Source organism: Methanosarcina acetivorans C2A (assembly GCF_000007345.1).
Taxonomy (GTDB): Archaea; Halobacteriota; Methanosarcinia; order Methanosarcinales; family Methanosarcinaceae; genus Methanosarcina; species Methanosarcina acetivorans.
In genome coordinates, this window is sequence record NC_003552.1 from 4,485,052 (window position 1) to 4,498,937 (window position 13,886).

Here is a 13,886-nt window from a genome sequence, read left to right on the forward strand (position 1 = left end):
AGGATTATCAGGTACAGAAGTACAAAAACACTATCTTTTGACATCCTTATCTTAAAAGATAACAATTGTTAGCGCAAAACTGCGTTTTATGTATATTCTTCCCTATTGCAAAAGAGGCTAAAATATTATATAAACAACATTATAAATTTATTAAAATATTGCGGGTTCCCGTTTAGAACTATGAAAAGTAATGAGGAAGAGTGATATTGCAGTATGAAACCCAATAATCGAAGCCTGTCACATTTACTATTCATTTTGTTTACAGTTTGTATGATACTTACATCCTCAGGCTCTGCCGCTCCGGATCCATGCATCTCCGGTCTACCCCTTGATACGAACGAGACCTCCCCGGATGAGTTTTGCTGGGATTCAACCACTTTTGGAGGCCTTTACTATTCTGCAAACAAACACAAGGATCTTGTCGCCTCTGAAGACTGGTGGGGCGAACGTCTCCAGTACACCGAAACCGATGGCCAGTACGAACTCGGGAAAAACAACCCCAGAAATCATGTTATTGGTGAAGATGAGCTTGTGTATTCTACAAGACAGTTCCCCAACAAGTACAAGGTTGTTTCCGAGCTCGGACTTGATGCAAATACAACACCTTCAGAACTTGGCGGTATGGTTTACTACAAGCTTCCCTGGTTTGGCAAACCTTACGTTGCGGTTGAAAACGATGCTACACAGCTTGCTAACCTCGTAATCGACCAGCCCGGAAGTGATAAAAAAATACTTAAAGCCGGGGATGTCTGGGATCTCGGGAAAAACTATTCGCTGACCGTGAACCAGGTTGATGTCGAAGGCAACAAGGTCTGGTTCTCCTTATCTAAAGAAGGAGAAGAACTGGAGTCCGGAATTGTGGATGCGGATGGGACTATTGAAAACCAGCTCTTTACTGCAAAAGCAGACTTTGGAGACGGAAACGACCAGCTATATTTCATCACCTACGTTGACTCTGTTTTTATGAGTGCTACCGATTCTTTTGCTGTCTTCAAGTATACCTGGCTTATTGACAAAAATGACATCCTTATTATTAAAGAAGGGGATGAATACCAGGGTTTTGAAGTAAAAGAGGCTTCTGAATCTGAACTCGTTCTTAAAAATTCCGATTCGATTACCCTGAATCTCGATAAGGATGTAAAGAATTACTTTACCGACTCCTGGTATTTCCAGACTTCGGATGAAGGAAAGGGCAGTACCTCTCCGAACGGGTACGTTATTTATCCTGCAAAAGAACTGAGCAAACCTGGAAATTACACTCTGAGAGGTTTACCTTTTGACACCAATGTAGCTTCCTCCGATGAGTTTTGCTGGGATTCGACCACCTTTGGGGGCCTTTACTATTCTGCAAACAAACACAAGGATTTTGTAAGCTCTGAGAACTGGTGGGGAGAACGTCTCCAGTACATAGAAACCGACGGTCAGTACGAACTCGGAAAAAACAATCCCGGAAACCATGTTATTGGGGAAGGGGAACTTGTGTATTCTACCAGGCAGTTCCCCAACAAATACAAGGTTATTTCCGAGCTTGGTCTTGATGCAAATACAACGCCTTCAGAACTCGGAGGTATGGTTTACTACAAGCTTCCCTGGTTTGCCAAACCTTATGTTGCGGTGGAAAACGATGCTACCCAGCTTGCTAGCCTCGTAATCGACCAGTCCGGAAGTGATAAAAAAATGCTTAAAGCCGGGGATGTCTGGGACTTCGGGAAAGGCTACTCTCTGACCGTAAACCAGGTTGATGTCGAAGGCAACAAGGTATGGTTCTCCTTATATAAAGAAGGAGAAGAACTGGAGTCAGGGATTGTGGATGCGGACGGGACTGTTGAAAATCAGCTCTTTACTGCAAAAGCAGACTTTGGAGACGGAAACGACCAGCTATATTTCATCACCTATGTTGACTCCGTTTTCTTAAGTTCGTATTATTCTTTTGCCGTCTTCAAGTATACCTGGCTTATTGACAAAGATAACATTCTGGTTATTGAAAACGGGGATGAATATCAGGGTTTTGAAGTAAAAGAAGCTTCCGAAGCTGAACTTGTTCTCAAAAATTCCGATTCGATTACCCTGAACCTTGATAAGGATGCGAAGAATTACTTTACGGATTCCTGGTATTTCCAGACCTCAGATGAGGGAAAGGGCAGTACTTCTCTTAACGGGTACGTCATTTATCCTGCAACGGGCGTGGTTATCGAAGCTGAAGATGCTCCCGAATCCGTAGAGAATTCTACAGAAAATCTTAACATGACCCAGGATTCAAACGAATCTGAAATCATCTCCTCCGATTACAGCCCGGATGCTTCCGAAGTAGAGGACTCTGAAAATAAGAATAATTCCCCTGAAGAAGAAACAGGGGAAGAGTCATCTGCAAAACTTCCCGGTTTCGAAATACTTGTCGGAGTTTATGGGATCGCTTTTTGTCGGGTTTTCATAAAAAGGAGAAACTGATAGGTTATCTGAAACGAAAGAATTGCTCCTTTGTTAAAAACAACTATGAACTCTGCAAATTGGCACCCCAGTAATGCCAGGTAAATTTCATACCTGCAAATAAATTCCCCTTATCCCATCAACATACTACAGATTACAGAAAAAATATATTTGAATTGATAAAAAACACGGAGGTTTTAATATAAGAAGATTAAAAACGCAAAAAAATTCCGGGAAAAGTATCTTACTATTATTTATTATGTTAATTGTCAGCACGCTGTCTGCAGGCTGCATGGACAATTCGTCAACTTCCCAGGACATTCAGACGTCGGAAGAAACACCAAGCAGAACCGTTACCGATGCCCTCGGCCGAACTGTCGAGATTCCGGAATCTGTGGATTATGTAATTTGTTCCGGCGTAGGCTCCCTGAGATATCTTACATACCTTGAAGCACAGGATAAGATTATAGGAGTCGAAAGAAGCGAAACAACCAATTCGGCTTCTAATGCCAAGCCGTATTCCCTTGCAAATCCTCAGTTCAGTACTGACTACCCTGTCTTCGGGGAAACCAGAGGGATGGACGACCCTGAAAAGATACTTTCTCTCGATCCGCTGCCCGAAGTCATAATAAAGACATACTCCTCAACAGGCTTTGACCCTGTTGAACTTCAAGAGAAAACAGGCATTCCGGTAGTTGTTGTGAACACGGGGGATTTAGCAGATAATAAAGAAGACCTGTATGAAAGTCTCAGGATAATCGGAGAGGTCGTAGGCAAAGAAGAGCGTGCGGAAGAAGTGATTGCTTTCTTTGACGAAAACATAGCAGACCTCAAAGAGCGCACTGCCGACATACCGGAAGAAGACAAGCCCACATGTTACGTCGGAGGCATTGGACGTGCTGGAGGACCACAGGGTTTCCAGTCCACAGAACCAACATATCCTCCATTCCTTTTCACCAACGCAATAAATGTTGCTTATGGTGACATGGACATCAATGTTGCAGATGTTTCTAAGGAAAAAATCATTGAGTGGGACCCCGAGATCATATTCCTGGATCTGAACACGATCGAATGCGGAGAAGACAGAAGCGGACTTAGCCTCTTACAGAATGACGAATCATATAGACAGCTCCGGGCAGTCCAGTCAGGAAACGTATATGGGGTATTGCCTTTCAACCAGTACGCAACAAATTTCGGTTCAGTGCTTGCAGATTCTTATTTTGCGGGAAAGACCCTTTATCCGGATAAATTTGAGGACGTAGACCTTGAAAACAAAACCATAGAGATATACACATTTCTTGTATGCAAAGGCGATGAAGACCTCGGCAGGGAAGTCTACAACACAATGATTAATGTCTACGGAATCCCGGCATTTACAAAACTGGAAATCTGAGATTTTCGAGAAAACGGTGAAAGGATGAAGCGATTAGAAGGCGAAATTGCATGCCGTTACAAAGAGCATACAGGCAGGAAAAACACATACATCTTTTCAGGGATTGTTCTTTTGTGCATAATGCTTGTGATGTCGATCTCGATTGGAGCTGCTAACATACCTCCACTCGAGGTAGTACGAACACTGATGGGACATAGTGTTTCAGGTAGATGGGACAGCATAGTATGGAATATCCGTCTACCCCAGGTACTTACGGCTATAGTTGCCGGGGCCGGGCTCTCTGTAGCAGGGGTCATAATGCAATCGATACTTCGAAACCCACTAGGGTCGCCTTTTACCCTGGGCATATCCAATGCTGCGGCCTTTGGTGCGGCTTTTTCAGTGATGGTGCTCGGAACAGGAGCTACACACACCCTTGTTGGCGATGCTGTGACAATAAGTAACCCATATGTAACTACTGCCGTTGCATTTGGGTTCTCTCTTCTTGTTACAGCCGTCATCCTGGCATTTTCCAGATTCAGAGGAGTCACACCTGAAGTAATGATCCTTGTGGGAGTGGCCATGAGCTCTCTTTTTACAGCAGGGACTATGTTTTTGCAGTACTTTGCCGATGATACGCAACTTGCTTCCATAGTATTCTGGACCTTTGGAGACGTTTCAAGGGCAAGCTGGAGTGAACTGGCACTGATTACTGTGGTAGTATTGGTATCTATAATATATTTCACATTGAACAGATGGAAATATAATGCCATAGATGCCGGAGACGAAACTGCAAAAGGTCTTGGTGTGAATGTTGACCGGGTGAGGGGGAGGGGAATGATATGCTCATCCCTTGTTACAGCTACCATCGTTGCATTTTTAGGAGTTATCGGCTTCATAGGCCTTATATGCCCTCACATGACACGCCGAATCATAGGTGACGATCATCGATTTCTGATAACAGGGAGTATAGTAATGGGCTCCCTGCTACTGCTATGTGCGGATACCGCAGCAAGAGTAATAATACAGCCATATCAGCTCCCGGTAGCCGTACTGACATCTTTTTTGGGAGCCCCGACGTTTATATACTTAATACTTAAGGAAAGAAGAATATGATCCTGGAAGTAGATGGAGTGGAATTTCAGTACCGGAGTAAAGAAGTACTCAGAGACATAAAATTTCACCTGAATAAGAATGAAATACTGGCCATACTGGGCCCGAACGGGGTAGGAAAAACCACCCTGCTAAAATGCATGAATGCCATCTTAAAACCAAAGAGCGGCACAATACTGATAGAAAATGAAGATGTGCTTAAACTTGAGCAGATAGAAATTGCCCGTCGCCTGGGATATGTTCCGCAGCACTGTGAATGCTCAAGGCTGACATCTTTTGATGCTATTTTGCTTGGCAGAATTCCACACATAAAGTGGGAAATCACCACTGAAGATCTGTTACTGGTAGAAGCCACCATCAAGAGACTGCATCTTGAGGAACTTGCACTGAGGTACATTGACGAACTTAGCGGAGGGGAATTGCAAAAAATAGGAATAGCAAGGGCCATTGCACAGAACCCGAAACTGCTATTGCTGGACGAACCTACAAGCAGTCTTGACCTTAAGAACCAGCTGGAAATACTGGATACTATAAGGGAAGTGGTCAGGAAGGACAATATGTCTGCCATTATGACCATGCATGACCTTAATCTTGCATTCAGGTATGCCGATAAGTTTCTCTTCCTCAAGAACGGCACAATCTTTGCAGCGGGAGGCATAGGGGATATCACTCCGGAAATCATAAGGGAAGTATACGGAGTGCCGGTGGCGATTCAGAACTACATGGACATAGCTGTGGTGATTCCTACCCCGTGAAAACCGGGAAAATTCCGGAAAAAGAAGCATTTGCGGAGTTGCAGGAACCAAGCAGGATATAAGCAAAAAAATGTTATTGAAGAGAAACCCCGGTAGTACGGTGAGATGTACTCATTTCCGGCAATGAATACGTGTTCGGATAGCAGCACTAGGTATAAATTCAGGGATACATCGGAGTTGACGAGCCGCCTGGGCTCCTCTGAGATTAAAGTTTTCAACTCTTCAGTAGAAGGTGCCGGAAAAATAAATGATATAAGATCGTGAATTTTTCTCGCAAATAATTCTATATACAATTAAGCAGATATGAGAAAATATGAAAGGATTTTCAATTAATATCGAAGAAGCGACTCTGGAAAACAACAATTTCCGCAAGGTACTGTACACCTCAAAGCACAGCCAGCTGGTCCTTATGAGCCTCAGGCCCATGGAAGAAATCGGAATGGAAGTACACGAAGAAAACGACCAGTTTTTCCGTTTCGAAGCAGGCCAGGGCAAGTGCATAATTGACGGCAACGAATATGTGGTCAGTGACGGATTTGCAATTGTCGTGCCCGCAGGCTCCCAGCACAATGTTATCAACACTTCGGCAACCGAAGAGCTGAAACTCTACACAATCTATTCCCCGGCACACCACAAGGACGGAATCGTACGCGCCACGAAAGAAGAAGCCGAAGCAAATGAAGCGGAATTCGACGGCGTGACCACGGAATAAGATTTATAAATAGAATTTGTTAAGCGCTGAAAGATGCAGATAAAAATGCTTATTTTTCAGGCGTTTTTACTTTTTTATCATTTAATTGTATAGTTTTTTATCTTCCAATTTTTTATCGTCTAATTTTTTAATTGGAAGTAAAGAGTTGAAATTTGCCCTCAAGCGATGCAGGCTCACTTGAGTTGAGATATAGAGAAGTAGACATAATGAGAATCTAATTTTAACATATAGTTATTTTAATAAACTCCATTACTATAGAGAAATAATAGTCTAATAAATATATATCGAATATTTACATAGTCTCACAATATGTCTGATTATGCAATTTAAGGAGATTTGCTCTATGGTTACAAAAGATCTTACTAAAATAGGCGTGTTATCACTTGGAAAGGTTTTCGGAGCTATTTACGCAATAACGGGCCTTATATTTAGCGCATACTGACTCTCATGTCCCTGAGAATGGGTTCCGTGATGGGAAACTAGGGAGCATTCGCAGGTCTGCTGTTCGGGGCAGGATCTATCATAGTATTACCCATATTCTATGGAATTATGGGTTTCATTGTCGGCATAATAACTGCATTTGTATATAATGTAGCAACCGGATTCATTGGTGGCCTTGAAATCGAAGTAGAATAAAATGATAAAATTACAAACCCTGTTTTAGTGGACCTTGATCGCAAATAACTGAATCCTGGAAAACTGCAGAATAACCAAACCTTAGACCGATATTTACTCTGGTGTTTACCGGTTCAAAAAAGTCCTTCGATTGAGAGTGCTTATTCCGAAGTAAAAGAGAGGTTTAGCGGGAATAAAGAATCCATGAAGGAACTGATAAAAAAAATCCTTGTTTTTCAAGTGAGTCCAAGCCGGACTAAAAGATAAGAGAAATCAGTCCTTCTCAATATCCTGAATGTCCCGGAAAATATAATGAAAGGAGTTCCGGGGATTATTATACTTTGAGACCTCCTGTAATCTCTTTATTTCTTTCCGGGAGCATAAGATTTAAAATAATTTAAACAGTATTTTCACTGTCGTTGCTGACGATGAACACCCCATTGTCAAGAATTCCGCCTGGGACGTTTATTATTCCGTCCTCTATCCATATCCTACCGTTATCGGAAATTAAACAGCCTTCTTCTTTTTGAAATATCGAAGAATGTTTATAATAGTCTAATTTCAGAGTATCCGGGGTTTCTTCGTAAAGGCCGCATTCCTTGAATTTTTTGTTTATATAAACGTCGAAAGTACCGTCATCATGGAGGATGAAATGGGTTGTTTTGTTGCTGTATTTTCTGGGCATACTGGATCACACATTTTAGTATATTAAATAGTTACATGATTTATATTTCCGGTTTCATGCATAGGGTTTCGTTCTACTTAATGCATAGGGTTTCGTTTTGATGTCGTTCTATTTCGGGTGAAATAGTACTTTCTATTTTTATAATCCTTATCGCATTTAAAATAGCTACAGGCCAAAAATAGTAAGTTTCAATTCTATAAGCTTCGTTTCTCCCACATAGAAAAATAAGAAGTTCGAAATGATATTACAATCTTCATTTTACGGACCTTTTACTTTAGTGGCCCTTCCCTGCTATTCCTCGGCCCGGCCTGAACGGAAGAAGTTCCCTTCAGGAATCCTGTACGGGCAGGAGCAGGCTCCCAGCACAACGTCATCAACACTTCGGCAACCGAAGAGCTGAAACTCTACACAATCTATTCCCCGGCACACCACAAGGACGGAATCGTGCGACGAGAAGTTATGCCATGGATTGCGGTACAATCCGCCTTTCTATCCATTCAGAATGTCTCTACTCTGATGTGCATCTCTGGCAACGGATTTGTGCAAAGCTCAGAGGACAACGAGGTGTAAAACTGAACCTGACAGTTCCAAACCGCTAGGGAAATGGACATATGGAGAACCGAAAGGTGAAGATTCACAGGGGTCGTGACTTGCAACATGCGAAAGCAGGTTGAATTACGCATGAGCCAAATGGCATCGAAACCCGGTTATGACAATCCGATTCCGTGTCATAACGAATGGACGAATGGGTTTCCGGCCTATAGGATCCTCCTAAGTGTTCAGCAACTATCTATGGTATAGAACTCGGTAAACCATTTGTGGCCCTATAAGGTAGGAATTCCGTGAGGAAAACCAATACCACAGGTGGCAGAGGAAATGGCAAAAAGCTAAAGATTCCCTGTAACGGGGAATATAGAGGAGGGAAAAAAAAACTCTTTCCTTAATGCGAAAGCATGCCCACTTGCCATTGGTCACGAAAGCAACAGGGATTGTTAATTATGAATGTAAGAAAACCAGAGATAACTTCGGTTACGGACCTTACAGACAAAGAACTCACCCAACAATGGAAAAGCATTGATTGGAAAAGAGTTAAAGAAGTTGTTAATAACCTTCAGTCTCGAATTGCAAGTGCAGCTAAGAACGGAAAATGGATAACCGTGAACAAACTCTCCCGTCTTCTGACCCGGTCCTTATATGCCAAACTACTTTCAGTTCGTAAAGTAACCACTAACAAGGGAAGCCGAACTCCCGGAATTGATGGAATTATCTGGTCATCGTCGGCAGATAAGATGCGTTCCGCTTTACAACTAACGAACAAGGGCTACCGTGCAAAACCATTAACACGAAAGTACATTCGAAAGAAGAACGGTAAACTACGACCTCTTAGCATACCAACTATGTATGACAGAGCAATGCAAACCCTGCACTCTCTGGTGCTAGGTCCAATCGAATCTGCTATAGGTGACAAGACTTCGTTTGGGTTTAAACCTTACCGCTCAACTAAAGATGCTTACGCCTACCTTCACATCTGTTTAAGCAAGAAAATTGCTCCTGAATGGATTGTCGAAGGTGATATTAAAGCCTGCTTTGATGAAATCAACCACACTTGGATACTTGACAACATCCCTATGGATAAACGAATCCTTAAGGAGTTTCTAAAAGCCGGATATGTCGAGAATTATCATCTGTTTCCTACGGAAAAAGGCACACCACAAGGAAGCCCCATATCTCCAATAATTGGAAATATGGCCTTAAACGGCTTAGAAAACGCCTTAGCAATGAGATTTTACTCCAGATCAGATGGAACAATTGACAAATCTCATCAAAACAGGCACAAAGTCAATTGTGCCCGTTTTGCTGATGACTTTGTGGCAACTGCTGATTCCCCGGAAACAGCTCTTGAAATAATCGATGTCATCCAAGAATTTTTAGATCCTCGTGGACTTAAGCTCAGCGAAGAAAAGACTCTTGTAACTAATATTAGTGAAGGATTCAATTTTTTAGGCTGGAACTTCAGGAAATACAAAGGAAAACTCCTTCCGAAGCCATCTAAAGACTCCCAAAGGGAAATTATCAAGAAAATCAGTGATGTAATTCACAAAGCAAAAGCATGGGATCAAGACCGACTGATACGAATCCTCAACCCAATCATTAGGGGATGGACACAGTATCACAACCATACAGTTTCCTCTGAGATTTTCAGCAAACTTGATGATACAGTCTATAACATGCTTATCTCTTGGGCGAAAAGAAGACACTCAAATAAAGGTCTCACCTGGATAATGACCAAATACTGGCATAAATCCGGTAGCAGAAAATATGTATTCTGCACAGAGCTAAAGACGTTGGAGAGGTTCTCCAATTCCAAAGTTGTTAGGCAAAGACTAGCAAGCCTTAACAAAAATCCATTTATCGACAAGGAATATTTCGAACAATGGAAATTCATGGAATACCACCGAAAGAAACGCATCACCAACCCAATTCTGTTCTAAACTGACACCCGAAAGGGTAGTAGTGGCTCGAGCCGGATGATGGGAAACTATCAAGTCCGGTTCCTAGAAGACGGGGTAGGGAGTAATCCCACCCTGTTATTCGACGTACGCGCCACAAAGGAAGAAGCCGAAGCAAATAAGCCGAATTCGACGGCGTGACCACGGAATAAGTCATAAGAAGCAGGAGTAAAGATATATTCTCAAAACGCTTGCTTTTTCATCAGGCGTTTTTCTTTTTTATTTTAGCATGAAAGTATATGAGGAGATCTTCCTCACGTACTCTCTTTTTCTTCATTTCTCGCAATTACGTATATTTCACTCATTATTTTGATCCTTTCATCAACTGAGAACATCTCAGTCTCACCTATCTTTCTCTTTTGAATTTCTCCCTTTTTATATCCAGTTTCATCTTCATACATCTCCTCTTTTGTAATCAGATGCCAGATAATTGTTGCAATTTTTCTTGCTAGGGCAATAATCGCCTTTGAATGTCCAATCGACTTCTTTTTTCTGTTGAAAAACTCTTTTAACCTGCTATTTTTCGTTCTTGCTGCTGCCTGGGCAATCTGTGTTAGGATCCACCTTGCTTCCTTAGATCCTCTCTTAGTGATTCTACCGTTATGGTATTTATCCGCTGATTGGTACACCTTCGGAACTAGGCCAAGCCATGAAGCAAGCTTATCTCCTGAAGAAAAATCTTTGAAATCGCCTATTTCAGCAATAAGAGTTGCTGCTCCAAGTTCTCCTATTCCTGGAACAGACATTAAAATTTCCATTTCTTGCTTATGATTTTTATAAGCATAATTGAAAATTTCTTTTTCCAAAATTTTGATTTCATTGTCAAGATGCTTTATGATATCCAGACAGATTTGAAGCCTGAATGCAGTATCTTGAGAGATTTCTCTGTCCAGAATTTCCCTTATCTGATTACTTTTCTTACGAACATTTGGAGAAAGGTTTGCAATAATCTGGTCAACGCTTTTACCTGAACAAATTCCTGATAGAATTGCTCTACCACTCTTACCAAAACTATCTGTTAGCACATTCTTCAGACTAAACATCTCAGGTGCGAGTATGGCGTGAGCTTCATTTTTTATATCTGTTCTTTTTTGTACAAGGTTATGGCGAAGCCGAATACATGAACGAAATGTTCTATGGTTTTTTGGGAAAACTCTTGATGGTTGAACCATATTATTCAATGCAAGTTGTGCGATGAATTCGGAATCGATCTTATCTGTTTTTTTGTGTGTAAACGCCTTCATATCTCGGGCATTTCCAACTATAACAGGTAGATGTTTTATCAACGCATCATAAATCGGAACCCAAAAGTCACTCGTTGATTCACAGGCAACAACGTCACAGTTCTCTGAGATAACCCAGTTTTTAAAAGCTAATATTCCGTCAGGGGTTCTATAGAAATGTTGTTGCTGTTTTTCACCAGATCTACTGAGGATTGTAGCAATGAAAAAGAGTTTGTGAATGTCTAAACCACAAGCTTTGTTTATAACCTCAACCAATTTAGATCACCAAATTAGATCACCAAATTAATTTGGGCAGTAGAATTGCCTCAAAGGCCAATTTAGCATCCGTGATCAAAGTCACATTTGAGCCTTCGATGGCAATTCACTGGTTAGTTTTATCACGGCTTCGAAGAACCAAAATAAGTACAACCTTACTGCCAAAGAGAATGATGAGGTTGATCGATAAAAAGGGAAGGAAAAAAACTACTTTCATTTCTTTGTGCATGTTATTCGAAGAATTTCATATGCGTTTTACTAGACCCGGAGACCTGTCAGTTTTAAACATTTTCCCGGATGACTATATTGATTTGAGGCCGGGCAAAAAAACGGATCGGTAAAAACGTGTTTCCGACACCGTTGGAAATCAAAACAGTGGTTCCGGCAGTTATTACAATTCCAGACCTGTATTTTTGCCCGTAACAGGAAGGCACATACGGAGCCCATAATCCGAAAAATGTAATTTGTCCTCCATGAGTATGTCCAGAGAGGAGCAGGTCGACTTTACCTGTTCTTAATTCTTCGGCAAAATCGGGCGTATGTGAAACTAAAATTACAAAATCATTCTCTTCAACATCTATTATCAGCGGACCGATATCAGGTTCACCGGAAAAGTGCCGGGAATCATGCCAGTCAACGCCTGCGATTTTGATTTTATCTTCGCCGATTTCCAGCCACTCCGCCCAGGACGATATTATCGGGGTCCAGCTCGTTTACTTTTCTTACCAGGGCTGCGACTCTTTCTCTTTCGAAAAACTACCCGTGATGAATATCGGAAATAAAAATTATTTTCTTGCCCACGAAATTCTGGGGCACATCGCTGTCGCTAATGATAGTTGTCTGCTCTTCTATCAGATACGGCTCAATAAAAGAATAGACAGAACAGGTTGTCAGAAAAGCGAATACAATTATAAAATATTTTATAATTGCCGGAAATTTTACATTTTTGTTTCCATAATTTTGACGGGACCAGTTTTCTTTTTGAAAGTAAGGATTGTGACAAAGCTCTATAAGACCCTGAAAGATTTCTGAAATTTTTAACTGATATTTGCCGAAATAAGAATTAGAGCTCAAACTTCGCTTTTCACCTGCGAACTAACCATTGCCGCAATGGAAGCAGGGTAGCAATAAAAGCAGAGTAGCAATGAAAGCAGAGTAGCAATGAAAGTAGGGTAGATGAGTTATTGTATCAGACCTACATTTATCATTCGTTTTTCTCACGTGCCCGCTGATTATCCGCCTAACAGGACACTGTTCCGACAAGGACCTCAGACAGGGGCCTAAGGAAAAACGGGAAGTGCTCCGCGTATTCCAGACGCAGTAAAAGCCAGGGATGCATACTGCAGACAATAATTTCTCTAACAGGCTGGCTCAAAACTACATTTGGTTCTAAAAATAGGTAAATAATTTGACTTGAGGAGTTTGTAAATATATATAAAATGGTCAAGCTTGGTGAAAGTAATAGGAACATACCTAAAGCAAGCCAGCTTCAAGAAGAAAATGAAGGGATCGTGCATGGAACTATGGAAGGTATATAGTCTTAAAGCTGGCAACTATTTAATGGCGTTAACTCATCAAAGAAAAAGACCAGTTTCAGCGTAAAAGAAGATCCTGAATATTTAATGAAGGTGAAGAGTATTCAGATGAGAAACTGGCCCATAAAATAGAAGAGATTATAGAATAAAAATTTTTCGGAGGAAGTGAAAACCATCTTTACAAAAATCTATTTAATTTCAGAGGGTAGAGAGGACTGGATTCGAGAGAATTTTCAACTTCAAACAGGAGAAACAAAGGTTTTGGATTTCAGTTATATTTTCCAGTTCTCTCTAAGTACATGATTGATTTTTTTATACACTTATATTTTTTTAAATAGAAAAGTTTTTCTAAAAACACAAGTATTTAAAAATAAGTTTTGATTACGGATCCAAATATTGTAATACTTTCGAACATATTCCAAGTGTACATCAGAAGCCAATTAGTTACTTTTTTATATACATTGTTAGGTATTGGGAATAGTACGCAACTTCTCCACAAATTATAAATATTTGGAGATTATAATAAGTTATAATAAGCTTTCATAGCTCTAAAAACGGAATGAACAGCAAGAGAGGGTTAGATTCAATCCTATGCCACCACACTAAAAAATCGAGAGGAAATCCCCTTCCTCTTAATCTACCCCTCTCACTAACTTATTTTGG

Annotated in this window: 9 protein-coding genes; 6 read left to right on the top strand and 3 right to left on the bottom strand. The window is 41.0% G+C overall.

Translation table 11 applies throughout. The annotated features are described in order from the left end of the window. Positions 1-270: 270 nt before the first annotated feature. The 5 genes from MA_RS18970 (at position 271) to MA_RS18990 (ending at position 6,379) form a co-directional block, all read left to right on the top strand. On the top strand, positions 271-2,448 hold the full coding sequence (locus MA_RS18970; RefSeq protein WP_157860325.1) for an S-layer protein domain-containing protein: 2,178 nt from the start codon (positions 271-273) through the stop codon (positions 2,446-2,448). A 238-nt stretch (positions 2,449-2,686) separates the two neighbouring features. Then, positions 2,687-3,820, top strand: coding sequence for an iron ABC transporter substrate-binding protein (locus MA_RS18975; RefSeq protein ID WP_011023548.1), 1,134 nt, complete (start codon positions 2,687-2,689; stop codon positions 3,818-3,820). A gap of 24 nt (positions 3,821-3,844) precedes the next feature. Continuing rightward, the gene (locus MA_RS18980) at positions 3,845-4,915 is read left to right on the top strand and encodes a FecCD family ABC transporter permease (RefSeq protein WP_048065759.1); all 1,071 of its coding nucleotides are present in this window, start codon (positions 3,845-3,847) and stop codon (positions 4,913-4,915) included. Continuing rightward, positions 4,912-5,667, top strand: a complete 756-nt coding sequence (locus MA_RS18985; protein WP_011023550.1) for an ABC transporter ATP-binding protein — start codon at positions 4,912-4,914, stop codon at positions 5,665-5,667. The genes MA_RS18980 and MA_RS18985 overlap by 4 nt, the downstream gene beginning before the upstream one ends. A gap of 313 nt (positions 5,668-5,980) precedes the next feature. Next, positions 5,981-6,379 carry a cupin domain-containing protein gene (locus MA_RS18990; RefSeq protein WP_011023551.1) on the top strand — a complete coding sequence of 133 codons (399 nt, stop codon included), beginning with the start codon at positions 5,981-5,983 and terminating at the stop codon, positions 6,377-6,379. A gap of 1,012 nt (positions 6,380-7,391) precedes the next feature. On the opposite strand, the gene MA_RS19000 is transcribed toward MA_RS18990, so the two are convergent. Together MA_RS19000 and MA_RS28975 are read right to left on the bottom strand one after the other, a co-directional pair. Further along, positions 7,392-7,679 (bottom strand): hypothetical protein, encoded by a 288-nt coding sequence (locus tag MA_RS19000; protein ID WP_011023552.1) that lies wholly within the window; start codon positions 7,677-7,679, stop codon positions 7,392-7,394. Positions 7,680-7,970: 291 nt separating this feature from the next. After that, the gene (locus MA_RS28975) at positions 7,971-8,159 is read right to left on the bottom strand and encodes a hypothetical protein (RefSeq protein ID WP_157860326.1); all 189 of its coding nucleotides are present in this window, start codon (positions 8,157-8,159) and stop codon (positions 7,971-7,973) included. A 518-nt stretch (positions 8,160-8,677) separates the two neighbouring features. On the opposite strand from MA_RS28975, the gene ltrA reads away from it, so the two are divergent. After that, complete coding sequence (gene ltrA / locus MA_RS19005) at positions 8,678-10,171, top strand: group II intron reverse transcriptase/maturase (RefSeq protein WP_048065760.1); 1,494 nt, start codon at positions 8,678-8,680, stop codon at positions 10,169-10,171. A 272-nt stretch (positions 10,172-10,443) separates the two neighbouring features. On the opposite strand, the gene MA_RS19010 is transcribed toward ltrA, so the two are convergent. Then, a complete protein-coding gene (locus MA_RS19010; protein WP_011022716.1) occupies positions 10,444-11,688 on the bottom strand; it encodes an IS110-like element ISMac14 family transposase in 1,245 nt (414 codons plus the stop codon). Positions 11,689-13,886: the final 2,198 nt, after the last annotated feature.